Source organism: Lapillicoccus jejuensis (assembly GCF_006715055.1).
GTDB classification, from domain to species: Bacteria; Actinomycetota; Actinomycetes; order Actinomycetales; family Dermatophilaceae; genus Lapillicoccus; species Lapillicoccus jejuensis.
This window is the reverse complement of record NZ_VFMN01000001.1, coordinates 95,655-120,554: the sequence shown is the minus strand read 5'-3', so window position 1 is coordinate 120,554 and position 24,900 is coordinate 95,655. Positions and strand designations below refer to the sequence as shown.

23 protein-coding genes and 1 tRNA gene are annotated in these 24,900 nt (G+C 74.9%); 15 read left to right on the top strand and 9 right to left on the bottom strand.

Going from position 1 to position 24,900, the window contains the following annotated elements:
* From nadD to FB458_RS00510, 4 genes are all read left to right on the top strand, one after another.
* On the top strand, positions 1–642 hold the full coding sequence (gene nadD, locus FB458_RS00525; protein WP_141845827.1) for a nicotinate-nucleotide adenylyltransferase: 642 nt from the start codon (positions 1–3) through the stop codon (positions 640–642).
* Positions 639–1,016, top strand: a complete 378-nt coding sequence (gene rsfS, locus FB458_RS00520) for a ribosome silencing factor (RefSeq protein ID WP_141845824.1) — start codon at positions 639–641, stop codon at positions 1,014–1,016. The genes nadD and rsfS overlap by 4 nt, the downstream gene beginning before the upstream one ends.
* The gene (locus FB458_RS00515; RefSeq protein WP_141845822.1) at positions 1,013–1,702 is read left to right on the top strand and encodes a histidine phosphatase family protein; all 690 of its coding nucleotides are present in this window, start codon (positions 1,013–1,015) and stop codon (positions 1,700–1,702) included. The genes rsfS and FB458_RS00515 overlap by 4 nt, the downstream gene beginning before the upstream one ends.
* Before the next feature lie 82 nt (positions 1,703–1,784).
* Positions 1,785–1,860, top strand: a tRNA-Ala gene (locus tag FB458_RS00510).
* An 86-nt stretch (positions 1,861–1,946) separates the two neighbouring features.
* On the opposite strand, the gene FB458_RS00505 is transcribed toward FB458_RS00510, so the two are convergent.
* Positions 1,947–2,159 (bottom strand): hypothetical protein, encoded by a 213-nt coding sequence (locus FB458_RS00505; protein WP_141845821.1) that lies wholly within the window; start codon positions 2,157–2,159, stop codon positions 1,947–1,949.
* 295 nt (positions 2,160–2,454) lie between these two features.
* Here FB458_RS00505 and FB458_RS00500 point away from each other — a divergent pair, with 295 nt between their 5' ends.
* Positions 2,455–4,014 carry a hypothetical protein gene (locus FB458_RS00500; RefSeq protein WP_141845819.1) on the top strand — a complete coding sequence of 520 codons (1,560 nt, stop codon included), beginning with the start codon at positions 2,455–2,457 and terminating at the stop codon, positions 4,012–4,014.
* 25 nt (positions 4,015–4,039) lie between these two features.
* On the opposite strand, the gene FB458_RS00495 is transcribed toward FB458_RS00500, so the two are convergent.
* Complete coding sequence (locus FB458_RS00495) at positions 4,040–4,411, bottom strand: thioesterase family protein (RefSeq protein ID WP_141845817.1); 372 nt, start codon at positions 4,409–4,411, stop codon at positions 4,040–4,042.
* Positions 4,412–4,525: 114 nt separating this feature from the next.
* Here FB458_RS00495 and FB458_RS00490 point away from each other — a divergent pair, with 114 nt between their 5' ends.
* The 7 genes from FB458_RS00490 (at position 4,526) to FB458_RS21515 (ending at position 13,492) form a co-directional block, all read left to right on the top strand.
* Positions 4,526–5,179 (top strand): lysoplasmalogenase family protein, encoded by a 654-nt coding sequence (locus FB458_RS00490; protein WP_170185518.1) that lies wholly within the window; start codon positions 4,526–4,528, stop codon positions 5,177–5,179.
* Positions 5,180–5,384: 205 nt separating this feature from the next.
* Complete coding sequence (gene leuS, locus FB458_RS00485; protein ID WP_141850232.1) at positions 5,385–8,378, top strand: leucine--tRNA ligase; 2,994 nt, start codon at positions 5,385–5,387, stop codon at positions 8,376–8,378.
* A 24-nt stretch (positions 8,379–8,402) separates the two neighbouring features.
* Positions 8,403–9,260 carry a DegV family protein gene (locus FB458_RS00480; RefSeq protein WP_141845813.1) on the top strand — a complete coding sequence of 286 codons (858 nt, stop codon included), beginning with the start codon at positions 8,403–8,405 and terminating at the stop codon, positions 9,258–9,260.
* Between the two features lie 74 nt (positions 9,261–9,334).
* Positions 9,335–9,931 carry a glycerol-3-phosphate acyltransferase gene (locus FB458_RS00475; protein ID WP_246060989.1) on the top strand — a complete coding sequence of 199 codons (597 nt, stop codon included), beginning with the start codon at positions 9,335–9,337 and terminating at the stop codon, positions 9,929–9,931.
* Positions 9,932–10,023: 92 nt separating this feature from the next.
* A complete protein-coding gene (locus tag FB458_RS00470) occupies positions 10,024–11,100 on the top strand; it encodes a ComEA family DNA-binding protein (RefSeq protein ID WP_246060988.1) in 1,077 nt (358 codons plus the stop codon).
* The gene (locus FB458_RS00465; protein ID WP_211355883.1) at positions 11,097–13,028 is read left to right on the top strand and encodes a ComEC/Rec2 family competence protein; all 1,932 of its coding nucleotides are present in this window, start codon (positions 11,097–11,099) and stop codon (positions 13,026–13,028) included. Before FB458_RS00470 ends, FB458_RS00465 begins: the two co-directional genes overlap by 4 nt.
* Positions 13,025–13,492: a ComEC/Rec2 family competence protein gene (locus tag FB458_RS21515; protein WP_211355882.1), complete on the top strand. Its 468-nt coding sequence runs from the start codon at positions 13,025–13,027 to the stop codon at positions 13,490–13,492. The genes FB458_RS00465 and FB458_RS21515 overlap by 4 nt, the downstream gene beginning before the upstream one ends.
* Before the next feature lie 94 nt (positions 13,493–13,586).
* On the opposite strand, the gene FB458_RS00460 is transcribed toward FB458_RS21515, so the two are convergent.
* Positions 13,587–14,549 (bottom strand): LysR family transcriptional regulator, encoded by a 963-nt coding sequence (locus tag FB458_RS00460; protein WP_141845809.1) that lies wholly within the window; start codon positions 14,547–14,549, stop codon positions 13,587–13,589.
* Positions 14,550–14,708: 159 nt separating this feature from the next.
* On the opposite strand from FB458_RS00460, the gene FB458_RS00455 reads away from it, so the two are divergent.
* Positions 14,709–15,593, top strand: coding sequence for a Sir2 family NAD-dependent protein deacetylase (locus FB458_RS00455; protein WP_141850230.1), 885 nt, complete (start codon positions 14,709–14,711; stop codon positions 15,591–15,593).
* Positions 15,594–15,596: 3 nt separating this feature from the next.
* On the opposite strand, the gene lexA is transcribed toward FB458_RS00455, so the two are convergent.
* Positions 15,597–16,340, bottom strand: coding sequence for a transcriptional repressor LexA (gene lexA / locus FB458_RS00450; protein WP_141845807.1), 744 nt, complete (start codon positions 16,338–16,340; stop codon positions 15,597–15,599).
* 264 nt (positions 16,341–16,604) lie between these two features.
* On the opposite strand from lexA, the gene FB458_RS00445 reads away from it, so the two are divergent.
* The gene (locus FB458_RS00445) at positions 16,605–17,000 is read left to right on the top strand and encodes a LysM peptidoglycan-binding domain-containing protein (RefSeq protein ID WP_141845805.1); all 396 of its coding nucleotides are present in this window, start codon (positions 16,605–16,607) and stop codon (positions 16,998–17,000) included.
* Between the two features lie 362 nt (positions 17,001–17,362).
* Positions 17,363–18,673 carry a serine hydrolase domain-containing protein gene (locus FB458_RS00440; protein ID WP_170185517.1) on the top strand — a complete coding sequence of 437 codons (1,311 nt, stop codon included), beginning with the start codon at positions 17,363–17,365 and terminating at the stop codon, positions 18,671–18,673.
* Here the strand turns inward: FB458_RS00440 and rhaI are convergent.
* From rhaI to FB458_RS00415, 5 genes are read right to left on the bottom strand one after another with little or no spacing between them, the layout of a single operon-like run.
* Positions 18,613–19,812 (bottom strand): L-rhamnose isomerase, encoded by a 1,200-nt coding sequence (rhaI, locus tag FB458_RS00435; RefSeq protein ID WP_141845801.1) that lies wholly within the window; start codon positions 19,810–19,812, stop codon positions 18,613–18,615. The genes FB458_RS00440 and rhaI overlap by 61 nt on opposite strands.
* A gap of 1 nt (position 19,813) precedes the next feature.
* Complete coding sequence (locus FB458_RS00430; RefSeq protein WP_141845799.1) at positions 19,814–20,671, bottom strand: sugar phosphate isomerase/epimerase family protein; 858 nt, start codon at positions 20,669–20,671, stop codon at positions 19,814–19,816.
* Positions 20,672–20,696: 25 nt separating this feature from the next.
* Complete coding sequence (gene rhaD / locus FB458_RS00425) at positions 20,697–22,766, bottom strand: bifunctional rhamnulose-1-phosphate aldolase/short-chain dehydrogenase (protein WP_141845797.1); 2,070 nt, start codon at positions 22,764–22,766, stop codon at positions 20,697–20,699.
* Complete coding sequence (locus FB458_RS00420; RefSeq protein ID WP_141845795.1) at positions 22,759–24,201, bottom strand: FGGY-family carbohydrate kinase; 1,443 nt, start codon at positions 24,199–24,201, stop codon at positions 22,759–22,761. The genes rhaD and FB458_RS00420 overlap by 8 nt, the downstream gene beginning before the upstream one ends.
* Positions 24,191–24,898, bottom strand: coding sequence for an HAD family hydrolase (locus FB458_RS00415; RefSeq protein ID WP_141845793.1), 708 nt, complete (start codon positions 24,896–24,898; stop codon positions 24,191–24,193). Before FB458_RS00415 ends, FB458_RS00420 begins: the two co-directional genes overlap by 11 nt.
* Positions 24,899–24,900 lie beyond the last annotated feature (2 nt).

The window sequence follows — 24,900 nt, the reverse complement described above, 5'->3', positions numbered from 1 at the left end:
ATGGGCGGCACGTTCGACCCCATCCACCACGGGCACCTGGTCGCGGCGAGCGAGGTCCAGGCGCGCTTCGACCTCGACGAGGTCGTCTTCGTCCCCACCGGTCAGCCCTGGCAGAAGGCCGACCAGGAGGTGACGACCGCGGAGCACCGCTACCTCATGACGGTCATCGCCACGGCGTCCAACCCGCGCTTCACCGTGAGCCGGGTCGACATCGAGCGGCCCGGGACGACGTACACCATCGACACCCTGCGCGACCTGCGCCGCGAGCGGCCGGACGACGAGCTGTTCTTCATCACCGGCGCCGACGCCCTCGCGCAGATCCTCACGTGGAAGGACCACGACGAGCTGTGGGACCTCGCCCACTTCGTCGGGGTCACCCGGCCCGGGCACGAGCTGAGCGACAAGGGCCTGCCCACCGACAAGATCTCGCTCCAGGAGGTCCCCGCCATGGCGATCTCCTCGACGGCCTGCCGCGACCGCGTCGTCGCCGGGCAACCGGTCTGGTACCTCGTGCCGGACGGCGTCGTGCAGTACATCAACAAGTACGCGCTCTACGCGTCGGAGCCCGGCGCCGCGCACCATCCCACCCGCACCGCCCCCCTCACCCGCATCCCCGACGAGAAGGTCATGTCCACGCCGTGAGCGCCACCCCCCGAGCCCTGAGCCTGGCCAAGGTCGCCGTCGACGCGGCCGAGGACAAGGTCGCCCGCGACGTCGTCGCCATCGACGTCAGCGACCACCTCGCCCTCACCGACATCTTCGTCATCGCCTCCGCCGGCAGCGAGCGCCAGGTCGGCGCCGTCGTCGACGAGGTGGAGGACCGGATGCGCGACATCGGCGCCAAGCCGATCCGCCGCGAGGGGGAGCGCGAGGGTCGCTGGGTGCTCATCGACTTCGGCGACATCGTCGTCCACGTCCAGCACGAGGACGAGCGCGAGTACTACCAGCTCGAGCGGCTGTGGAAGGACTGCCCGACGCTCGACCTGTCGGGCGTGCAGGCGCCGTCGGCGCCGTGACCGGTCCGGCCGGCCCGAGGCGGCTGGTCCTGCTGCGGCACGGCGAGACCGCCGACAACGCGGCCGGCATCTGGCAGGGGCACCGCGACTCCGCCCTGTCCGCGCGGGGGGAGGAGCAGGCGCGGCGCGCCGCCCCCGTCCTCGCGGCGAGGACGCCGTACGTCGTCGTCTCGTCCGACCTGCAGCGCGCCCGCCGGACCGCCGAGGCGGTGGCCCGCGTCGCCGGGCTGCCCGTGCGCACGGACCGGCGTCTGCGCGAGATCGACGTGGGCGCGTGGTCCGGTCGCACGAGCGCGCAGGTGCGCAAGGAGGACGCCGCCACCCTCGAGGAGATGGCGCGCGGCGTCGACGTCCGGCGGGGCGGCACGGGGGAGACGGTCGCCGAGGTGGCCGCCCGGACCCGGGCCGCCGCCGACGAGGTGCTCGCCGACCTCCCCGAGGGTGCCGTCGCCCTGCTCGTCTCGCACGGCGTCGCCGCCCGGGCGCTCGCCGCGTCCCTGCTCGGGCTCGAGCCGATGCTCGCGGCGCGGATGCTGTGGGGTCTCGGCAACTGCCACTGGGCCACCGTCGCCGAGGCGCGCCTCGTCGAGGGGGCGCCGGCGGGGCCGGCGTACCGGCTCGAGGAGTGGAACGCGGGAGTCGTGCCGGAGCCCGCGCCGGTGGTCGAGGGCCGCGACGGGGGCTGATTTGGGCGGCGGGCGAGCGGCCCGCTAGACTTCCGCAGGCCGCACGGGAGACCGGCGGCCACCCGCGAGGGAGACCTCGTACGGGGCTGTAGCGCAGTTGGTAGCGCACCTCCATGGCATGGAGGGGGTCAGGGGTTCGAATCCCCTCAGCTCCACCAGCGGGACCACGAGAGCGCCCCGGCCGAAGCGGCCGGGGCGCTTCGTCGTGCGGGACCGTCCTACGGACGGCGGAGCGTCAGCGGCGTCAGCGGCGTCGCCGGCGTCCGCGGAGCCCACGGGCCAGGAGGACCGCGCCGACGACCACGGCCGCGTACGCGCACAGCTGGATGAACCCACCGCCGATGTCGGGACCACCCCATGAGTCGGGGTAGGCCCGGAAGGCCCAGGCGTTGACGGATGCGACCACGATCCCGAGGACGACGACCCCCGCGCCGACGGCGATGCGACCAGGCTTCACGGGCCCTCCTGACGTGCACGGTCCGGGCCATCCGGCGCACCCTCACAGTACGAGGTCGTGCGCCCGGTGAGGGGTGGTCCAGCCGGGACCGGGTGGGCCAAGGATGCCCAGACCGGGCCGAACCGTGACCTTCGTGATGAGACGCCCATCGACCGTGTCGCACCTCCTCGTCCGTTCGGGTCGAAAACGGCAGAATCGGACGCGGAGCACGCGGCGGCTCCTATGCTGGAGATGTCCCTGGGGAGGGGACGTCGTCGGAGCCAATCCCTCGGCCCGGCGAAGAAGGAGACCAGTCGTGGTGCGGACGTCCGTGCGCGTGCCGAAGCGGCAGAGGATGGCCTGGGCCGTCGCTCTCGCGGCCGGCTTCGTGGCGTCCACCACGGTGTTCACCACCCACCCCGCCATCCAGGTGGCCGCCGGGGGCGATCGGGCGCTCGGGGGCGGTCGCACCTCGACCGTCGTGGAGCTCCCGGCCGGGTTCAAGGCCCCGACCCTCGGCGGGGCGCCGCAGTCCGGCCCCGGCATCACCGTGCTGGCCGCCCCGACCAAGGACAACACCGCCCTCACGGTCAGCGAGACGCTGCGCCCCGGCCGCCCCATCACGAGCATCACCCTCAGCCCGCCGCAGCTGCCGACGGGCTTCGACCAGAGCAGCGTCCGGATCCAGAACGTCGTCATCGTCGCCGACGGCCGCACCGTCGTCCTCGACTTCACCACCCTCAAGGGCCAGCAGGTCGTCGCGCTCGGCGCGGCGGCGACGACGGTCACGGTGTCCTACACGCTGACCGGCGTGCAGAAGCCCGGGAAGACCAACCTGCTGGCCCTCAAGCCCATCACCTCGGTCGGCGACGGGGTCATCCTGCCGGTCTCGTTCGTCGTCGCGGCGAAGTCGACGCTGAGCTGCCCCGGCCTGCCGGCATCGGCCCAGAGCAGCTGCACGAGCCCCGGCGAGGCGGCTACCGCGGTGACGATGCTCGCCGGCCTCCCGTCCACCCAGGCCGCGCTCGTCATCGACCTCGCCCCGGTCGGGACCGGCGGCAGCACCGGCAGCGCCGGCAGCACCGGCAGCACCGGCAGCACCGGCAGCACCGGCAGTGGCGGGAACGTCGACGCCGCCGCCACCACCCCGCCCGGCGGCACCGGTGGCGGCGCAGCCGCCGCGGGATCCACCGCCGGGTCGACCGACGCCTCGGGCGCCACCGGTGGCTCCGGTGGCTCCGGTGGCTCCGTTGGCGCCGCGGTGACGACCGCCGCCTCGGAGACGCCGGCGACCACCACGACCACGTCGACGCCGCCCCCCGCGACGGACACGCCGAGCACGGCCACGACGACGCCGCCGGGCACGCCGACCGACAGCCCGACGAACCCGTCGCCCGACCCCACGGCGACCGCGACCGACCCGGCGCCCACCCCGACGGACCCCATCACCCTCCCGACGGGGACGGCGACCAACGGCACCGACAGCACCCCCGCCTCCACGCCGACCGGCGCCGCCGGGTCCTCGCCGGCCGACTCCTCGGTGCCCGGGTCGTCCGCGGCCGGGGCCGACGCGCCCGCCGCGGCCCAGGCGGCCCAGTCATCGACCGCACAGCAGCCGACCACCGGCACCACGGACGGCACGGACTCCGCACCGGTCGTCGTCACCGAGCCGTCCTCGGGCGGTCCGTCGACCGAGTCGACCGGTTCGAGCGACGAGGCCGTCCCGGCCGACCCGGCCCCGGTCACGACCGGGTCGGGCGAGGGTTCGACGACCGAGAAGGCGGCGGAGCCCGCCCCGGCCACGGACGCGACCAGCACCCCGGCTAGCGCTCCGGCGACCGACCCGGCGACCACGGTGGCTCCCGCGGCCTCCTGACGCCGTACGGCGCAGGAACGGCCGGTCAGGCCTGGGCGCCACCGAAGCGCGCGAGGAACCGGTCGCGGTCGACGACCGCACGGTGCACCTCGCCCTGCGCCACGACCTCGCCCGCCGCGTCCTTGACGCTGACGTGGAAGATCAGCCGGCGCCCGTCGTTCTTGGGCTTCGAGCAGCTGACCGTCACCGTCGAGCCGACCGGGGTCGCCTTGACGTGGTCGACCTTCACCGTCGTCCCGACGGTGGTCTGGCCCTCCTGGAGCGCCTCGCGGGCCTCGGCGAAGGCGGCGCGCTCGCACCAGTTGATGAGGCGGGGGGTCGCGAGCACCGGCAGGTCGCCGCTGCCGAGGGTCTCGGCGGTGTCGGCGTCGGTGACGGCGTGCTGGTAGCTGCTCATGGGGTGCCCAGCGTACGCACGCGCCCGACCACCCGGCGGCCGGCCCGACCGGCGAGATGCCGACGTCCCGTGTGTCGCCGACCGGCACGGGCCGGCGCGCGGGAGGGTGACGCCGTGAACGTCTTCGGCTGGGTGCTGCTCGCCGCGGCGGCCGTCGCCGCGGTCGCCGACTGGGTCGCCGTCGCGCGCCGGGCCGCCGGCGTCGAGCAGCTGGCCAAGCCCGCCGTCCCCGTCCTGCTGGCGCTCTGGGCGGTGCTCGCGCACGCCGAGGCGACCGTGCCCGGGCGCTGGCTGCTGCTCGCCCTGCTCGCGTGGCTCGTCGGCGACGTCCTCCTGCTCGCCCCGGACCGGTTCACGCCCGGGGCGCTCGCCTTCCTCGTCGGCCACGTCGCCGTGCTGCTCGGGGTCCTCGCCCTGCCGGCCCGGACGGCGTGGTGGCCCGCGGTCCTCCTCGTCGTCGCGCTGGGCGCGGTCGCGGTCGTCGCGGTCCGGCGCCGTGCGGTGGCGAGCGAGCCCGCGGTCGCCGGCCTCGCGACGGCGTACGGCGTCGTGCTCGTCCTCGTCGCCGCGGCGACCTGGTGGCGCGGGGCGGTGCTGCCGGCGGCCGGTCTCACGCTGCTCGCCGTCAGCGACCTGCTGCTCGCCGGCGCCCGGTTCGCGGTGGTCCCGCGCGCCGGCCGGGCGCTGCCCGTCGCCGTGATGGTGACCTACCACGGGGCGGCGGCGCTCGTGACGGTCGGGCTGGTCCGCCCCGACCTCGTCGGCTGAGAGACGGCCCGTGCGGGTGCGGTAGCCTCGGAGCGTGATCCGGCTGCTCCTCCTTCGCCAGCCGCGCTGACCCGGACGGACCTCGGCGCGGCCACCCCTCCCTGCGAGGGGTTTTCTTTTGCCCCGGGTCCGCGGGGCGCGCACGGTGGGCGAGCAGCCGACGCGGCAGGCGCCGGCAGAGAAGGTCAGGAGCACGAGCATGAGCATGAGCACGACGAGCGACACCACGAGCGGCACCACCAGCAGCGGCAGCGGCGGCGCGGGCGGCGACGAGACGCCGTACCGCTACACGGCGCGGCTGGCGCAGGACATCGAGGTCGCCTGGCAGGACCGCTGGGAGGAGCGCGGCACGTTCCGCGCGCCGAACCCGGCCGGGCCGTGGGCGCAGCCGGACGAGGTCGCCGCGCTGGGGGAGAAGCTCGTCGTCCTCGACATGTTCCCCTACCCGAGCGGGGCGGGCCTGCACGTCGGGCACCCGCTGGGCTACATCGCTACCGACGTCTACGCGCGGTTCCACCGGATGCTGGGGCGCAACGTCATGCACTGCCTCGGCTTCGACGCCTTCGGCCTGCCGGCGGAGCAGTACGCCGTCCAGACCGGGCAGCACCCGCGAAAGACGACCGAGGAGAACATGGTCGTCATGCGCCGCCAGCTGCGGCGCCTGGGGCTGGGCTTCGACGACCGGCGCAGCTACGCGACCATCGACCCGGACTACTACCGGTGGACGCAGTGGATCTTCCGGCAGATCTTCGAGGCCTGGTACGACCCGGAGGTCGAGCGCGCCGACGGCGGCCGCGGCGCGGCGCGGCCGATCGCCGAGCTCGTCGCGGCGCTGGAGGCGGGGACGCGGAGGGTGCCCGAGCTGGCCGGTCGCTCCTGGTCGCAGCTGGACGCGGTCGAGCGGGCCGAGGTCGTCGACGCGCACCGGCTGGCCTACACCTCCGAGGCGCCGGTCAACTGGTGCCCGGGGCTGGGGACGGTGCTGTCCAACGAGGAGGTCACCAACGAGGGCCGCTCCGAGCGCGGTAACTACCCCGTCTTCCGGCGCAACCTGCGCCAGTGGATGATGCGGATCACCGCGTACGCCGACCGGCTGGCCGACGACCTGGACCGCGTGGACTGGCCCGAGAAGGTCAAGACCATGCAGCGCAACTGGATCGGGCGCTCACAGGGCGCGCACGTGCGCTTCCCGGTGACGACGGTCTCCGGTGAGCGCGCCGGTGACGGCGCCGAGGTCGAGGTCTTCACGACGCGTCCCGACACCCTCTTCGGCGCGACCTTCATGGTGCTGGCCCCGGAGCACCCGCTCGTGGACGCGCTCGTGCCGGCGGCCTGGCCCGACGGGACCCGCGAGGCCTGGAAGGGTGGGGCCGCGGGGGTCGACACGAGCAGCCCGCAGGCCGCGGTGGCGTCGTACCGGCTCGCCGCCTCGCGCAAGAGCGAGGTCGAGCGGCAGAAGGAGGACAAGGCCAAGACCGGCGTCTTCACCGGCGCGTGGGCGACCAACCCGGTCAACGGCGTCCGCGTCCCCGTCTTCGTCGCCGACTACGTCCTCATGGGCTACGGCACCGGCGCGATCATGGCCGTCCCGGCGCAGGACGAGCGCGACTGGGACTTCGCGACGGCGTACGAGCTGCCGATCGTGCGGACGGTGCAGCCGTCCGAGGGCCACCCGGAGGACCGGGCGTACGTCGGCGACGGGCCGGCGGTCAACTCGGCCAACGACGAGATCTCGCTGGACGGGCTCGGCGTCGCCGAGGCCAAGGAGCGCATCGTCGCCTGGCTCGAGGAGAAGGGTTCCGGGGAAGGGACCGTCACCTACCGGCTGCGCGACTGGCTGTTCAGCCGGCAGCGCTACTGGGGTGAGCCGTTCCCCGTCGTCTACGACGAGGACGGTGTCGTCCACGCGGTCCCGGAGTCGATGCTGCCGGTCGAGCTGCCGGACGTGCCGGACTACGCGCCCAAGACGTTCGAGGCCGACGACGCGCAGTCCTCGCCGGAGCCGCCGCTGTCGCGGGTGCCGGAGTGGGTCGAGGTGGAGCTCGACCTCGGCGACGGCCGCGGCGTGCGCCGCTACCGCCGGGAGACCAACACGATGCCCAACTGGGCGGGGTCGTGCTGGTACTACCTGCGCTACCTCGACCCGGCCAACGACGCGGCGTTCTGCGACCCGCAGAACGAGGCCTACTGGGTCGGGCCGCAGGACGAGCCGGTCGCCGGCGCGCCCGCGGGGACGCGCGACCCGGGCGGCGTCGACCTCTACGTCGGCGGCGTCGAGCACGCCGTGCTGCACCTGCTCTACGCGCGGTTCTGGCACAAGGTGCTCTTCGACCTCGGCTTCGTCAGCAGCGAGGAGCCGTTCCGGCGCTACTTCTCGCAGGGCTACATCCAGGCGTACGCCTACCGCGACGGTCGCGGCCAGCCGGTCGAGGCCAAGGAGGTCGTCGAGCACGGCGCCGGCGACGACGTCACCTTCACCTGGCAGGACGAGCCGGTCACCCGCGAGCTGGGCAAGATCGGCAAGTCGCTGAAGAACTCGGTCAGCCCCGACGAGATGTACGACGCCTACGGCGCCGACACCTTCCGCGTCTACGAGATGTCGATGGGTCCGCTCGAGCTGAGCAAGCCGTGGGAGACCCGCGCGGTCGTCGGGTCGCAGCGCTTCCTGCAGCGCCTGTGGCGCAACGTCGTCGACGAGCGGACCGGCGAGGTCGTCGTCACCGGCGAGCCCGCCGACCGCGCGACGACGGTGCTGCTGCACAAGACGATCGCCGGGGTGCGCGAGGACTACGAGCAGCTGCGGTTCAACACGGCGCTGGCCAAGCTCATCGAGCTGAACAACGCGGTGACCAAGCTGGCGTCGCCGCCGCGCGACGTCGTCGAGGCCATGGTGCTCATGCTCGCGCCGGTCGCGCCGCACGTGAGCGAGGAGCTGTGGAGCCGCCTCGGGCACGACGGAGGGGTCGCGCACGCGGCGTTCCCGGTCGCCGACCCGGCGCTGCTCGTCGACGACCAGGTCACCTGCGTCATCCAGGTCAAGGGCAAGGTCCGCGACCGGGTCGAGGTGCCGGCCGACATCACCGAGGACGCGCTGCGCGAGCTGGTCCTGGCGCGCGAGAAGGTCGTCGCGGCGACGCCGGACGGGGTGCGCACGGTCATCGTGCGGGCGCCGAAGCTCGTCAACGTCGTCCCGGCGTGACCCGCCCCCGGTAGGTTCGCCCGGGTGAGCGTCGCCGTCGTCACCGACTCCACGGCCTACCTGCCGCGGGAGCTGGTCGCGGCGGCGGCGACGCCGTTGACGATCGTGCCGCTGCACGTCGTCGTCGGGTCGCTCGACCGGCGCGAGAGCGACGTCGAGCCGGACGACCTCGCGGCGGCGCTGCGCTCCTTCACCCCCGTCAGCACGTCGCGGCCCACGCCGCAGGCGTTCCTCGGGGCGTACGAGCAGCTGGCCGCCGAGGGCGCGACGTCGGTCGTGTCGGTGCACCTGTCGGCGGACATGTCCGGGACGGTGCAGTCGGCGCAGCTCGCCGCTGGGCAGGCACCGCTGCCGGTCACAGTCGTCGACGCCCGCACCCTCGGGATGGCGATGGGGTACGCCGTCCTGTCCGCCGCGCAGGCGGCCGGTCGGGGGGCCGGACCGGAGGAGGTCGCGGCCGTCGCCCGGGCCCGGGCGGCCGCGTCGTCGGTGGCGTTCTACGTCGACACCCTCGAGCACCTGCGGCGCGGCGGCCGGATCGGCGCGGCGTCGGCGCTGCTCGGGTCGGCGCTCGCGATCAAGCCCATCCTCACCATCCGCGAGGGCGCGATCGAGCCGCTGGAGCGGGTGCGGACCTCGTCGCGGGCGCTGGCCCGGTTGGCCGCGCTGGCGCTCGAGGCGGCCGGTCGGGCGCCGGGGGTCGTCGACGTCGCGGTGCAGCACCTGGACGGGGAGGCCCGGGCGCAGGGGCTGGCCCAGCAGCTGCGGGCGGACCTGCCGGCCGACCGGGTCGGGGAGGTCGTGGTCGGGCAGCTCGGTGCGGTGGTCGGTGCGCACGTCGGTCCGGGGACGGTCGCCGTCGTCGTGTCGCCGCGGCCGTGAGCCGGGCGGGCCGGCCGTGAGCCGGGTAGGCCGGCCGTGAGCCGGGCGGGCCGGCGGTGAGGGCGGGGTCCTTGGTGGCGGTCGCGCTCGGGGCGGTCGCGGCGTTCCTGCTGGGGTCGGTCAACCCGGCGACGATCGTCGCGCGGGTGCTCGGGCGCGACCTCGCCACCGCGGGCTCCGGCAACCCCGGGGCCACCAACGCCGGACGGGTCCTCGGCGCGCGGTGGGGCGTGCTCGTCGGGCTGCTCGACGTGGCGAAGGGGTTCGTCCCGTCGGTGCTGGCGCTGCACCTGGGTGGGCACGGGGCGTCGTACGTCGTGGGGGTGGCGGCGGTGCTCGGGCACGTGTGGTCACCGTTCCTGCGGGGGCACGGCGGCAAGGGGGTGGCGACGGCGCTGGGCGCCGTCCTCGGGGTGCTGCCGTGGTTCGCGCTCGTCATGGTCGTCGTCTTCGTCGCGGTGGTGGCCCTGGGGCGGTGGGTGGCGGGCGCGTCCGTCGCGGCGGCGGGGACGCTCGTGGTCCTCGGGGTCCTCGCCGGCCTCGGGCGCACGGGTCCGCTCGGTGGGGTGGGCTGGTCGACGACGGCGTACGGCGTCGTCCTCTCGGGGGTCGTGCTGGCCCGGCACCGCCCCAACCTGCAGGGGTGGTCGCGGGCGCGGCGCTCGCGCTGACGTCGTCCACAACCCCCGGGCGGTGCGGGCGTCGTCCACAGGGTGGGTCGTCGACCACGTGGTGGGCGGCGCTGTCTCCGTAGCGTCGTCGTATGGCCCGACGACCCGCTGCGACCGACCGCCCCGCCCGCGGGGCCGGTCGGCGAGCCGGCGAGCCGGTGGGGACGGATCCGCAGGAGCGGTTGGCGGCGCTGCTCGCGCGGGGGTACGGCGACGGTCCCGGCGGTCGGCCCGTGGCCGAGCAGGCGGGGATGCTCGAGGCGGTCGACGAGCACGAGCAGGACGAGCAGGACGAGCAGGACGAGGCGAGCGGGGAGGAGGGCGAGCCACCGCCCGGGCGTGGTGGACGCTCGGGGCGGAGCGGTACGGCGGGGCGGCACCGCGCGGCGGCCGCGCCGCCGCTGTGGTCGCTGCCCTCCTCGCTGCGCGAGGCGCGACGATCGGTCTCGTGGCGGGCGGTGGCGGCGGTCGCCGTGCTCATCGCGCTCGCGGGAGCGGTGCTCGCCGTGCGGGTGGGCTCGGCTCAGGCGTCGGCCCAGCCGCAGACCGCGGCCTCCCCGCCGCCGCTGACCCGGACGGGGACACCCCCGGCGTTCGCGACGCCCGGGGCGTCGGGACCGAGCGGTGCCTCGCGCAGTGCGGCCCCGTCTGGCCTGACCGCCCAGACGACCTCGGGTGTGCTGCTCGTGGTCGATGTGGCGGGGCAGGTGGCACGGCCGGGTCTGGTGCGGCTGCCGGCCGGCGCTCGGGTCGCCGACGCCCTCGCCCGCGCCGGGGGCGCGGGCTCGGCGGCGGACCTCACCGTCCTCAACCTGGCCCGGCCGCTCGTCGACGGCGAGCGCCTCTACGTGCCCCGCCCGGGGGAGGTGCCGCCCACCGTGCTCGGCCCGGTCGTCGCGGGTGGAGGGACGGGGAGCGCCGGGGGAGGGGAGACGGCCGCGGGGACGCCGGGCTCCGGCTCCGCGGTGGGGGCGGGTGGGCCGGTCGACCTCAACTCCGCCGACCTCGCGGCCCTCGACGGGCTCCCCGGCGTGGGCCCGGTCCTCGCCCAACGGATCCTCGACTGGCGCACCCAGCACGGCCGGTTCAGCACCGTCGACGAGCTGGGGGAGGTGAGCGGGATCGGCGACAAGCTGCTCGGCACGCTGCGGCCGCTCGTCGCCGTGTGAGCGCGGACGAGGTGGCGCCGGCCCGGGCCGACCTGAGGCTGCTGCTGCCGGCGGCCGCCGGCTGGGTGGTCCAGGCGCTGCTGCTCGGAGCCAGCGGCGGTTGGCGGGTGACGACCGCCGGACTCGCCGGGGTGGCCACCGCCGGCGCGCTCGCGCGTCACCGCCGACGGGGTGCCGGTCGGGTGACCCGACCGCCCGGCGGCGGCGAACCGACGTCGTACAGCGCTCTGCTCGCCCTCACCGGTCTCGTCGTCGTCCTCCTCACGGGGGCGCTCGCAGCGTGGACGGCGGTGCGTGACGCCGGACCCGTGGCGGAGCTGGCCCAGGACCGGGCCGTCGTCACCGTCACCGCCGGCGTCGCGAGCGACCCCCACCTCGTGGCCGGTGGGCACGGCGGACAGCCGCTCGTCGCGGTCGTGCTCGACGTCCGCGAGGTGACGGGTCGGGGGAGGACCACTGCGGTGCAGGACCCCGTGCTCGTCCTGGGCGACCCGTCGCTGCTGGCGCTGCCGTGGCGCGCTCAGGTGCGGCTCACCGGTCGCCTCGGGCCGACCGACGACCCCGCCGACGACGTCGTCGCGATGCTCGCCCCGCGCGGTCCCGTCACCGTCGTCTCCGCGCCGGGGCTGCTCGAGCGGACGGCGGCGCTCGTGCGGGGGCGGTTCGCCTCCGCGACCGAGCACCTGCCGGCCGACGCGCGCGGCCTGCTGCCCGGCCTCGTCCTCGGCGACACGAGCCGGGCCCCGCAGGACCTCACCACCGCGATGCAGGCGAGCGGCCTGACCCACCTCAGCGCGGTCAGCGGCAGCAACGTCACCATCGTCCTCGCGGCCGGGATCTGGGCGTGCGGGTGGCTCGGCGTCCGGCGCCGACGACGACCCCTCGTGGCGCTCGCCCTGCTGCTCGGCTTCGTCGTCCTCGTCCGGCCCGAGCCGAGCGTGCTGCGCGCGGCGGCGATGGGGTGCGTCGGGCTGCTGGGCCTCGGCACCCACCGCCGGCGCGAGGGGCTGCCGGCGGTCGCCGCCGCCGTCGTCGGGCTCCTCGTCTGGGACCCGTGGCTGTCGAGGTCGGTGGGGTTCGCGCTGTCGACGCTGGCCACGATCGGGCTGCTCGTGCTCGCCCGACCGTGGGGCGAGGCGCTCGCCGCGCGCCTGCCGCCCCGGCTGAGGTGGCTCGGACCCGCCGTCGCCCTCCCGCTCGCCGCCCAGGTCGTCTGCGGGCCGGTGGTCGTCGTCCTGCAGGGGTCGGTGTCGCTCGTCGCCGTCCTCACCAACCTCGTCGTGTCGCCGCTGGTCACCCCGGCGACGGTCCTCGGTGTCGCCGTCGCGCTCCTCGCGCTCGTGGTGCCACCCCTCGCCGCGTGGGCGGCCTGGCTGCCCGCCCTGCCCACCCTGGGGATCGCGGCCGTCGCCCGGGCGGGGGCGGGACTGCCCTGGGGCAGCGTCCCGTGGCCGAGCGGCGCCGGCGGGGCGCTCAGCCTCGCGGCGCTCAGCCTCGTCGTCGTCCTCACCGGGCCGTGGCTGCTGCACCACGGCCGCCGCCGGCCGGCGGTCGTGGCGGCGTGCGCCCTCCTGGGGCTCGCCGCCGGGGCGCCGACGGCCCGGCTGACCTGGCCGCCGCCGGGGTGGCGCTACGTCATGTGCGACGTCGGCCAGGGCGACGGGATGGTCCTGCGCAGCGCCGCCGGCACGGTGGTCGTCGTCGACACCGGGCCTGACCCGGCGGCCGTCGACGGGTGCCTCGGGCGGCTCGGGGTGACCCGGGTCGACGCCGTGGTCCTCACGCACGACCACGCCGACCACGTCGACGGGCTGCCGGGCGTGCTGCGCGGGCGGTCCGTGGGCGCCCTGCTCGTCGACCCGTCGACGAACCCGCCGACCGCGCGCGCGACGTGGTGGCCGAGGCCCGTGCCGCGGGGGTCCCGGTGACCCGGGTGTGGGCCGGCGACCGGCTCGCGTGGCCGGGGATCGAGGCGCGGGTGTGGTGGCCGGCCCGGGTCATCCGGGCCGGGTCGGTGCCGAACAACGCGTCGGTCGTCCTCACCGTCGACGTCGACGGGCTGCGGCTGCTGCTCCTCGGCGACGTCGAGCGCGAGGCGGCGGCGGAGCTGCTGCGGGCTCTGCGGACCGAGCCGGCGCTCCTCGCCGACGGCTTCGACGTCGTCAAGGTCGCCCACCACGGCTCGGCCAACCGTGACGACGAGCTGTACGCCGCCACCCACGCCCCGCTCGCCCTCGTCAGCGTCGGGGCCGACAACGACTACGGACACCCTGCGCCGTCCACCGTCACGGCCCTCCGCGGCGACGGCTTCCAGGTCCTGCGCACCGACCAGTCGGGTGACATCGCCGTCCTCGGCGACCACGGCGGGCTGCGCTACGTCACTTCCCGCTGACCCCGGCGCGACCCACACGAATCGGATTCGGTCCGCTCGGCTCGGGTCGTGACACGAGCCGAGCGGACCGAATCCGATTCGGGTGGAGCGGTTCTCAGATGTGGTAGGCGGGGGCGGGCATGAGCGACGGCACCGCGACGGGGCGGGCCCGGCGGTGCGCGGCCGCGCTCTCGTCTAGCGCCTCGAGGGTGGCCCTGACCGCGGGCACGCGCTGGAGGTCCTCGGTCGTCACCGCGGTGATGACCCGTCGCGACGCGGGCTTGAGGGGGAGGGTCGCCACCCCGTCGTGCTTGGCGGCGGCGAGGATGAGGTCGGGCACGAGCGCGACGCCGAGGCCCTCGCCGACGAGACCGAGCACGGCGACGTAGTCCTCGGTCTCGTAGGACACGGTGGGGGAGAAGCCGGACCGGCGGGCGAGGGCCAGCAGGTGACCCCGGCACCGGGGGCACCCGGCGATCCACGACTCGGAGCCGACGTCGGCCAGGTCGACCTCTCCGGTCTCGGCCAGCGGGTGGCTGCGGGGGACGGCGAGGCGGACCTCGTCCTCGAGCAGCACGGTCGAGACGAACAGGTCGAGGTCCTCGGACGCCGGCACCTCGTCCTGCTCGTAGGCGAACGTCACCGCGAGGTCGCAGTCACCCGCGCGGAGCGCGGCGAGCGCCTCGGGCGGCTCCGCCTCGCTGAAGCTCACCGACACGTCGGGGAAGCGCGACCTGACCAGCGACAGCGCCCGGGGCACGAGCGTCGCCGACGACGACGGGAACGCCATGAGCCGTACCCGGCCGGAGCGCAGTCCGGCGATCGCGGCGACCTCCTCCTCGGCCGCGTCGAGGGCGGCCAGCACGCCGACCGCGTGACGGGCGAGGACCTGGCCGGCCTCGGTGAGCCGCACCTGACGGCCGATGCGCTCGACGAGCACCGTTCCGGTGCGCTGCTCGAGCCGTCGCACCATCTGCGAGACGGCGGGCTGCGAGTAGCCCAGGGCGGTGGCCGCCCCGGTGAAGCTGCCCTCCTCGGCGATGGCGCGCATGACCCTCAGTCCGGCGGCGTCGATCATGGGCGGATTCTATAACGCCGCGTTATGCCGACGGTCCGTTCGCCACGAGATCGTCATGGAGGTAGGGATTGGGTCCGGTAGGGCCGACCCTCGTCGGGTCGGGTGCCGGGCGATACTGAGGGGGTGATCCGCCCCGCCTCCGCACGCCCCTCCTGGGTGCTGCGACCGGCGGAGGGGGGCGCGGTCGAGGGTCCGGGGTCGTTCGACGAGCTCCTCGGCCTCGTCCGGGCCGGCGAGGTCGCCGTCCTCACCGGGGCCGGGCTCAGCACCGAGTCGGGGATCCCCGACTACCGCGGCCCGGACGGCACCCGGCGCGTCATGCCGATGCAGTACGACGAGTTCAGCGGCTCCTCCGCCGCCCGCCAGCGCTACTGGGCCCGCAGCTTCATCGGCTGGCAGCGCTTCACCCGCGCGCACCCGAACGCCGGTCACCGCGCCGTCACCGCGCTCCAGCGCAGCGGCCGTCTCACCGGGATCGTCACCCAGAACGTCGACGGACTGCACCAGGAGGCCGGTGCCCACGACGTCCTCGAGCTGCACGGCACGCTCGATCGGGTCGTCTGCCTCACCTGCGGCGACCGCAGCTCCCGGGTGGCGCTGCACGAGCGGATGGCGCTGGCCAACCCCGGGTTCGCCGACCGGGTGCTCGCCGTCGCGGGGGACGCCTCGCGCGTCACCAGCCAGATCCGGCCCGACGGCGACATCGTCCTCGACGACGACCTCGTGACGACCTTCCACCTGCAGGCCTGCCTCGTCTGCGGGCGCGACACCCTCAAGCCCGACGTCGTCTTCTTCGGCGAGTCGGTCCCGAAGGAGACCGTCGCCCACGCCTTCGACACGGTCGACCGGGCCCGCGGCCTGCTGGTCCTGGGCTCGTCGCTGGCGGTGATGAGCGGCTACCGCTTCGTGCGGCGGGCCCACCGCGACGGCAAGCCGGTGGCCATCGTCACGGCCGGCCCCAGCCGCGGCGACGGCGAGGCGACCATCCGGCTCCACGGCCCCTTGGGGGAGACGCTCACAAGGCTGGCCGCCGCCGTCGCCTGAGCGTCACACCCGGCGCAGGACCGCCGTGACCTTGCCGAGGATCGTCGCGTGGTCGCCGTCGATGGGCGTGTACGCCGGGTTGTGCGGCATGAGCCACACGTGGCCGTCGGTGCGCTTGAACGTCTTGACCGTCGCCTCGTTGTCGAGCATGGCCGCGACGATGTCGCCGTTGTCCGCGGTCGGCTGCTGCCGCACGACGACCCAGTCGCCGTCGCAGATGGCCGCGTCGACCATCGAGTCGCCGACGACCTTGAGCAGGAAGAGCGACCCCTCGCCGACGATCTGCTTGGGCAGCGGGAAGACGTCCTCGACGACCTCCTCCGCGAGGATCGGACCGCCGGCGGCGATCCGCCCCACCACGGGCACGTACGACGCCGCCGGGCGCGCGTCCCCCGAGCCCGTCTCGTCCGACGGCGTCTCGAGCAGCCCCTGGCTGTCGATGATCTGCCGGGTGCCGGCGTCACCCGAGCGGTAGCCCCGCTCCTCGGGGGCGGCGTCGGGGGAGACGACCTCGATGGCGCGCGGCCGGTTCGGGTCGCGGCGCAGGTACCCCTTGCGCTCGAGGGTCGACAGCTGGTGGGCGACGCTGCTCGGGCTGGTCAGGCCCACGGCCTCGCCGATCTCGCGCAGGCTCGGCGGGTAGCCCCGACGGTCGACCGAGTTGCGGATGACCTCGAGCACACGCCGCTGACGGACCGTGAGGCCGTCGCCCTGGCCCCGCTCGGGCATCTCGTGCACCTGTGCCATCCCTGCTCCTCGGTCTCTCGTCTGCGGTGCCGGGGAGCGCGTTCCCGCAGGTCAGGGCGGGGTCACGCGGCCGGCGGGGGTGCTCTGTCGGTGGTCGGTGATGGACTCTCGTCCATGGCCAGAGACTACGACCTTCGAACGAGCGTGCCAAACACCTGTTCGACGCGTGTCTCGACTTTCTCGCACACGCGTGCTACAAATTGGACAGGCGTTCGATCGCACACCCGTTCGACCGGCCTCGTCCCCGCCCCTGAGGAGCTATCGATGAGCGCAGCAGCCGTCTGGTCCGTCGCCCCCGCCACCGACCTGGTGGGCGCCCCGTCGCGTCGCCCCGAGCTCCGGCTCGTCCCGACCGGCCGCGCCGCCCGCGCCGCGTCCGCCCCGCTGCGGATCACCCGCTTCGGCCGGCTGCTCGTCCTCGCCTCGGCCGTCACCCTGGGAGTGGTCCTGCTCGTCAGCGTGCTGGGCGCCGGGTCCGCCGCGGCGACCATCGACCACACCGTGACGGTCTCCTCGGGGCAGACGCTGTCGCAGGTCGCCGCCCACGAGCTGCCGGGCCTGCCCGTCGACGAGGGCGTCGCGCAGATTCAGCTGGCCAACGGGCTCAGCTCGCTCCAGGTGCACGCGGGGCAGCGCCTCGCCATCCCGGCCCTGCCCTGAGCACCCTCCCCCGCTGCTCGTCCACCCCTCTGCTCGACCCGACCGCCCTGCCGGCGGTTCATCCCGGGCTCCGCGACGTCCGCGCGGAGGGCCGGGTCCCGGGACCGCGTCACGACTCGACCCCGTGACACGACGTCCCTGAGGGAGACGGTGCCGCCCCGCCCACCGGGCGGCACCGTCGCTCCTCCCTCGTGATGGGGAGCCGCCTCCGCCGCGGGAGGGATCCGTCGCACTCCCTCGGTCGGTAGGAAGGGAGGTGGCGGGGTGCTCACCCGCCGTCCGTGATGGAGGGGAGAAGGACGATGACGGCGACACCCGGAGGACGGCCCGCGCGCACCTGGGGCCGGGGATGGCGTTCTGCCGTGACCGTGCTCGCGATCCTGGCGCTGGGTGTCCCGGCGGCGGCGGCCACCGCGGCGCCGACGCCTCCGGTCCCGAAGCCTGCTGTCCCCGCGAGCACCGCCACGGCGCACGACCGGCGCCCGGCCGCTCAGGCGCGTCTGCAGCAGGACCTGCAGGCGGTCGTCGACGCCGGAGCGGTCGGCGTGGTCGCAGCGAGCACGACCCGCGGCGGCGACTGGTGGAAGGGGGCCGCCGGGGTGCGGAACCCGTCGACCGGGTCGGCGGCCCAGCCGTTCGACACCGTGCGGGTCGGCAGCGTGACGAAGGCGATGGTCGCCACCCTCGCCATGCAGGAGGTGGACCGCCGGCACTGGAGCCTGTCGACGACGGTCGACGACGTCCTGCCCGGGCTGCTGGGCGCGCACGGCGACGTCACCCTGGAGGAGCTGCTGAGCCACCGCTCCGGCTTACCCGACTACCTCACGGCCCTGCTGCGCACGGCGCAGACCCCGGAGCAGGTCGAGACGGTCCTCGCGACGCGTCGTACGGACCAGCAGCTCGTCGCCGCGGCGCTGGCGGACCCGTGGTCGTTCACGCCCGGCACCTCGTTCTCCTACTCCAACACCAACTACGTCGTGGTCGGGATGATGCTCGCTGCGGCGACGCACCGCAGCGTCGGGAGCCTGCTGGCCCAACGGGTGTTCGCGCCCGCCGGGATGGGCTCCGCGCGCTTTCCGATGAACGGGCCGACGTACGACGGCGCGCACCTGTCCGACGTCGCGCTGTGGGGTGACCCGCCCGGCATCCTCGATGACCTCGGGTCGACCTCGTTCTCCTCCGCCGGCGCGGTGGTGGCCAACGCGTCCGACATCGACCGGTTCTACCGTGCGTTGATGGCAGGACGGCTCACCTCGAAGGGCTCCCTGCAGCAGATGCTCACGCCCCGGACCACCACCCCGCTGCGCTACGGACTGGGCATCTACGCCGTCGGTGACCCGTGCCCCGCGGCCGACGGGAGCCCCCAGCTGCTCTTCGGGCACGACGGCGCCACCTTCGGCACCCTCACCGTGGTCTTCACCTCCACCGACGGCACCCGGCAGGCGTCGGTGGCCTACAACGGGCGGGACTACAGCACGACGACCCCGCAGTCCGCGGTCGCCGCCAACCAGGTGCTCGTCGACGCGTTCACGGCGAGCTGCCCACGGCCCGTCACCGCCGGCGGCCAGACCGCGGGCGAACGGCCGGACGGGGTGGACGGACGACTCCTCGGTCAGGCCCCCCAGGACGCCTGGGTCCCGCCGACGCGCTCGGCGCTGACCCGCTCGAGGTAGCCGGACGCCGTGAATGCGGCCACCGGGTCCCGCGGCAGACCGCGGGCCTCGCGACGGTCCGCGAGGCGCTCCCGGACGTCGGTGCGGTAGGCGTCCATGAGGACGTCGTTCGCGCCGAGGACGTCGCCCGCCTCGTGCGCCGCCCGCAGCGCCGGCTCGTCGACGAGCAGCGCCTTGGCCAGCCCCTCCTCGACGTTGAGCACCGACCGCAGCTGCCCGCGGACCTTCGGCTCGATGTTGTGGCACTGGTCGAGCATGAAGCTGACCTCGGACGACGGCAGGTGGGCGTCCTGCTCGACGATCTCGTGGAGGATCCGGAAGAGCTGGAACGGGTCGGCCGCACCGACCATGAGGTCGTCGTCGGCGTAGAAGCGCGAGTTGAAGTCGAAGGCACCGAGCCGCTTCGCGCGCAGCAGCATCATGACGATGAACTCGATGTTCGTGCTCGGGGCGTGGTGCCCGGTGTCGAGGACGACGACGGCCTGGTCGCCGAGGGCGAGGCAGTGGGTCAGCGACGTGCCCCAGTCCGGGATGTCCATCGAGTAGAACGACGGCTCGAACAGCTTGTACTCGATGAGCAGCCGCATCCCCGGGTCGAGCAGCGCGTAGACCTGTTGCAGCGAGTCGGCCAGCCGGTCCTGGCGGGCGCGCAGCGAGTCCTGCCCGGGGTAGTTCGTGCCGTCGGGGAGCCACAGCTTGAGGTCGCGGGACCCGGTCGCCCGCATGACGTCGACGCACTGCGCGTGGTGGGCGATCGCCTTGTCCCGGACGCGCTCCTCCGGGTGGGCGAGCGACCCCAGCCGGTAGTCGTCGTCCTGGAACAGGTTGCTGTTGATCGCGCCGATGCTCACGCCCTCCTCGCGGGCGTGCGCGGCCAGGGCGTCGAACCCGCCCCGCTCGTCGGGCACGAGGTCCCACGGGATGTGCAGCGACACCCGCGGCGCCAGACCGGTGAGGCGGTGCACCTGCGCCGCGTCCGACACCTTCTCGAACGGGTCGCGCGGGACCCCCGGCGAGGAGAAGACCTTGAAGCGGGTGCCGGCGTTGCCGAAGGCCCACGACGGCAGCTCGATCGAGAACTCGTCGAGCTCGGCGAGCGGGTCGCCGCCGGTGACAGGGGCGCTGGGCTGGTCGGTCACGTCAGGCTCCGTATCCCCGGCGGATGAACTCGCGGGCGTCCACGGCCAGGGCCATGGAGTCGTCCCACGTGTCGCGCCAGATGGCGAGGTTGCTGGACAGGGTGGGGTGCACGACCCGCGAGGAGAACGACTCGAAGGTCAGCGTGCCGTCGTACCCCACCTCGTGCAGGGCGTCGAAGAACTCCTCGAAGGGCACCGAGCCGGTGCCGAGGGCGCCCCGGTGCGACTCCCCGAGGTGCACGTAGCCGAGCCGACCGGCGTCGGCGGCGGCGTGGACGGCGCCGGAGAACGACACCTCCTCGATGTTCATGTGGTAGACGTCGAGGTGCGCCACGACGTTGGGCCGGTCGACGTCGGCGATGAAGGCGAGCGTCTGCTCGGTCGTGTTGAGCACGTTGGTCTCGTAGCGGTTGCAGAACTCCAGGCCCAGCGTGATCCCGCTGGCGGCGGCCCGGTCGGCGAGCCAGGCGATCGACTCCACCGAGTGGGCGCGCCCGCGCTCGGTCACCGGGGCGTCGTACCGGCCCAGCTTGGAGAAGATCACCCCGCCGAGGTACGACGACCCGGTGTCCCGGACCAGCGACAGCACGCCGGCGAGGAACTCGCGCCCCCGGGCGACGACCTGCGGGTCGTCGCTGGAGATGTCGGTCTCGGGTGACAGCCCGAGCGAGAACGCCGAGTCGAGCCCGTTCTCCTGCAGGAGCTTCGCGGTCATCGCCGCGTCGAAGGTCTCGTCGGGCATGGTCAGCTCGATGAGGTCGTAGCCCGCCTCGCGGGTCGACTCGATGGCGGTGCGGGCCTGCTCGGGGCTCCACCCACCGACCCAGACGAGGGCGTGGACGCCGATCTTGTTGCTCATGATGATGTCTCCTGGGATGTGGTCGTCAGCGGAGGAAGGCCTGCGGGACACCGGAGTCCACCGGCACGATGAGCCCGGTGGTGACCGGGAGCTGCCCTCCGGTGAGGGCGACGACCGCCATGGCGCAGTGCTCGGGGAGCACCTCCTCCTTGAGCACGGTCCGCTGGGCGTAGTACTTGCCGAGGTCCTCCTCGGCGACGCCGTACGTCTTGGCTCGGGACGCGCCCCAGCCGCCGGAGAAGATGCCGGACCCGCGCACGACCCCGTCGGGGTTGATCCCGTTGACGCGCACGCCGAGGTCGCCGAGCTCGGCGGCGAGCAGCCGCACCATGTGCGCCTGCGCGGCCTTGGCCGAGGAGTAGGCGATGTTGTTCGGACCCGCGAAGACGGCGTTCTTGCTGCAGATGTTGACGATGTCGCCGCCCAGGCCCTGCGCCCGCAGCACCGGCTCCACCGCCTTGGCCACGACGAACGACCCGCGCGGCATGATCGCGTACTGCAGGTCCCAGTCCTCGTACGTCGTGTCGCCGAGCGATCCCGCGCGGGTGATCCCGGCGTTGTTGACGACGAGGTCGATGCCGCCGAAGGCGATGACCGCCTCGACCATCGCGGCCGCCACCGCGGCGGGCGAGCTGACGTCCATCGCCACCCCGGCCGCCTTGTCCGGCCCGCCCAGCTCGGCGGCGACGCCGGTGGCGGCGTCGGCCGACAGGTCGGCGACGACGACGGTCGCCCCGTCGTCGACGAGCGCGCGGGCGGTGGCCAGCCCGATCCCGGACGCCCCACCGGTGACGAGGGCGACCCGGCCGGCGTGCGCCTTGGGCTTCGGCCGACGCTGCAGCTTGAGCTCCTCGAGGATCCAGTACTCGACGGCGAACTTCTCCGCCTCGGGCACCGGCGCGTAGGTCGACACGCCCTCGGCGCCGCGCATGACGTTGATGGCGTTGACGTAGAACTCGCCGGCGACGCGCGCGGTCTGCTTGTCCCCGCCGAAGGAGAACATGCCGACCCCGGGCACGAGGACGATGGCTGGGGCGGCGCCCCGCATGGCGGGGGAGTCGGGCGTGGCGTGCCGCTCGTAGTAGGCGCGGTACTCCTCGCGGTACTCCGTCTCCAGCTCGGCGAGGCGGGCGACGACCTGCTCGACCGGGGCGTCCGGCGCGGTGTCGAGCAGCAGCGGGCGCACCTTGGTGCGCAGGAAGTGGTCCGGGCAGCTCGTGCCGAGGTGGACCAGGTCGTGGCACTTCTCACGAGCGAGGAAGTCCAGGACGACCTCGCTGTCGGTGAAGTGGCCGACGGCGGCCGAGTCGCGGGCGGCGACGCCACGCAGGTGCGGGAAGAGCGCGGCCGCCCGCTCGCGGCGGGCCGACGCCTCGAGCGGGGCCCGGGCCGGGTCGAGCGTACCGAACGGCTCGGCGAGCGAGCGCTCGTCGAGGTAGGCCTGCGCCTCGCGGATGATCCGCAGCGAGCGCTGCTCGACCTCGTCGCTCGTCGCCCCCCACGCGGTGAGGCCGTGCCCGCCGAGCACAGCGCCGATGACGCCCTCTCGCGCGGACAGCTCGCGCATCGCCTTGCCCAGCTCCCACCCGGGTCGCTTCCACGGGACCCACGCGACGGCCCCGCCCCAGATCTCCTCGACGAGCTTCTCGCCGTCAGCGGCGCACGCGAGGGCGATGACCGAGTCGGGGTGCAGGTGGTCGACGTGGTCGTGGTCGACGAGGCCGTGCATGGGGGTGTCGATGGAGGGCGCCGCCCCGCCGGGGCCGAACGAGCAGAACGAGAACAGCCCGACCATCTCGTCCTCGTGCTCGACGCCCCGGTAGACGCGGTCCAGGGCCACGAGCCGGTCCCGCTCGAGGACCGCGAGGCCACCGGCCTTGAGCGTGCCGAGGTCGCCGCCGGAGCCCTTGACGTAGAGCAGCTCGACGGGGTCGCCGCTGGCCGGGTTGGTCACGGTGACCTTGGCCGAGGTGTTGCCGCCGCCGTAGTTGGTCACGGCGGGGTCGGACCCGAGCCGGTTGCTGCGGGCGAGCAGGTCGCGGACCCCCTGCGGCAGCTCGTCGGCGGGGGAGGTGGTCGTGGTCTGGTCAGCCATGGCGGGCGGTCCCTTCGGCGGGGTGGGGTCGTGGGTCGTGAATGTCGGGAAGCAGTCCCAGGAAGCGGTCGTACGACGCCGCGAGGACGTCGGTCTCCCAGTCGGCGGGCTCGACGCGGTGACCGGGCGGCAGCAGCCGCGTCGCGACGGCGGGCAGGTCGGTCGCCGGGTCGAGGGCGAGCGCGGCGAGGAGGGTGGCCCCGACGGCGCTGCTCGCCCGGGGTGCGACGGTGACGGGGCCACCGGCGAGCACGGGGGCGAGCACGCCGGCGCGGACCCGGTTCCACGCGTCGCTGCGGCTGCCGCCCCCGGCCAGCACGTGGTGCCGGGTCGGCGCGCCGAGGCGGGCGAGCGTCTCCAGCCCGAGCCGCTCGACGAAGGCGACGCCCTCGAGCAGCGCTCGGTGCGCCTCGACCTCGTCGCGGGGCTCGCCGCTCCAGCGGGCGGCGAACGACGGGTCGGCGACCGGGAAGCGTTCCCCGGTGCGGGGCAGCGGGTAGCACACGACGCCGGCCGGCCCGCGCGCCGCGGCCGCCTCGTCGAGCCGGGCCAGCTCGTCCCCGCGGCGACCCGCGAGCAGGCCGCCGCCGACGTTGGACGCGCCGCCCGGCCACCACGTGCGGTCGGGGGAGTGGTGGCTGTAGACGGTCCCGTCGGGCGTGTCGACGCGCTGGTCGGTGACGGCCTTGAGGACGAGGGTGGTCCCGAGGACGCCGACCGAGTCGCCGAGCCCGACGGCGCCGGACGAGAGCTGACCGGTGCACCCGTCGGTCATCCCGCTCACGACGACGACGCCGTCGCGCAGGCCGACCCGGCGGGCCACGTCGGGCGAGACCTCGCCGAGCACGGTCGCGGGGGCGACGACGTCGGGGACCCGTCGCTCGAGCCCCAGCGCCCCGAGCGCGCTCGGCCACGCGCGGGTCACCGGGTCGAGCCCGGCCTTGAGCAGGTGCGAGGTGTCGCTCGCCACCGCTCGGCCGACGAGCGCGGCCGTCACCGTGTCGACGGCGGTGACGACCCGGGCGGCGTCGGGGTGCTCGCGCAGGGCCACCGCCATCCGGGCGAGCATGGACCCGGTGGGCAGCCCGTGCCGCGCCGCGAGGTCGGCGCCGGACAGATCGTCGTACAGGAGCGCGTCGCCGAGCGGCCGCCCGGCGCCGTCCACGGCGACGACGGTGCCGGAGGTGCCGGTCGCGCAGACGGCGTCGACGCCCGCGGCGGCGGGGCCGAGCTCGTGGACGACGCGGGCGAGCAGGTCGGTGACGACGACGGCGTACGTCGCCTCCTGGCGGCTCGCGCCGCCGGGCCCCCGCCGTGGGGTGGCGAGCGCGGACGTCGCCGACGCGAGGACGCGGCCGTCGCGCAGGTCGACGGCGACGCACCGCGCGGTGGCGGTGGCGAGGTCGACGCCGAGGGCGACGCCGTCAGCCGGCACGGGAGCCTCCCGTGCGGGCGAGGAGGACCGGGGCGAGGGTGGTGAGGTCGGGGACGGTGACGTCGGCCTCGGCGACCTGCTCCGGCGTCGGGTGCGCGGGGGCCTCGCCGCGGGTCACCCACACCGTGCCGAGGCCGAGGGCGCGCGCCGGACGCACGTCGGTGTCCAGGCGGTTGCCGATGTGCACGGCGTGCTCCGCCGTCGTCCCGGCCTCGGCCAGCGCCCACTCGAACAGCTCGCGGCTCGGCTTCTCGTGGCCGACGAGCGCGCTGATGCCCCAGACGTCGAGGACGTCGCCGAAGCCGTCGCGGCGCAGCGCGTCGACGGTCGCGGCCTCCTGGTTGGCGAGCACACCGACGACGACGTGGCCGTGCAGGGCACGGAACAGCGCGAGGGCGTCGTCGTACGCCGTCCCCGCCGGGTGCCGCCAGTGCGCGGCCGTCCGCTCGTGCAGCTCGCCGCGCAGCGACTCGTCGCCGAGCAGCTCTCGGGCCAGGGTCCGGCGGAACCCGCCGCTCTGGGCGGCGCGCATCTCGTCGTACAGGCGGGAGAACTGGGCGCGGTCGACCGGCGGCCCGCCCTGCTCGACGCGGATCTCGTCGAGCGCGAGCAGCACCGCGGCGGTGAAGTTGTCGTCGGTGTAGACCGGTCCGCCGACGTCGCAGAACACCGCGTCGACGCGTTCGGGCAGCGGCACGG

What these genes read in the sequence shown, in the direction of transcription:
- nadD (WP_141845827.1), top strand. Translation starts at nt 1, where the DNA reads ATGGGCGGCACGTTCGACCCCATCCACCACGGGCACCTGGTCGCGGCG.
- FB458_RS00495 (WP_141845817.1), bottom strand. Translation starts at nt 4,411, where the DNA reads ATGAGCAGCTACCAGCACGCCGTCACCGACGCCGACACCGCCGAGACC.
- leuS (WP_141850232.1), top strand. Translation starts at nt 5,385, where the DNA reads ATGAGCACGACGAGCGACACCACGAGCGGCACCACCAGCAGCGGCAGC.
- FB458_RS00470 (WP_246060988.1), top strand. Translation starts at nt 10,024, where the DNA reads ATGGCCCGACGACCCGCTGCGACCGACCGCCCCGCCCGCGGGGCCGGT.
- FB458_RS00460 (WP_141845809.1), bottom strand. Translation starts at nt 14,549, where the DNA reads ATGATCGACGCCGCCGGACTGAGGGTCATGCGCGCCATCGCCGAGGAG.
- lexA (WP_141845807.1), bottom strand. Translation starts at nt 16,340, where the DNA reads ATGGCACAGGTGCACGAGATGCCCGAGCGGGGCCAGGGCGACGGCCTC.
- FB458_RS00445 (WP_141845805.1), top strand. Translation starts at nt 16,605, where the DNA reads ATGAGCGCAGCAGCCGTCTGGTCCGTCGCCCCCGCCACCGACCTGGTG.
- FB458_RS00430 (WP_141845799.1), bottom strand. Translation starts at nt 20,671, where the DNA reads ATGAGCAACAAGATCGGCGTCCACGCCCTCGTCTGGGTCGGTGGGTGG.
- rhaD (WP_141845797.1), bottom strand. Translation starts at nt 22,766, where the DNA reads ATGGCTGACCAGACCACGACCACCTCCCCCGCCGACGAGCTGCCGCAG.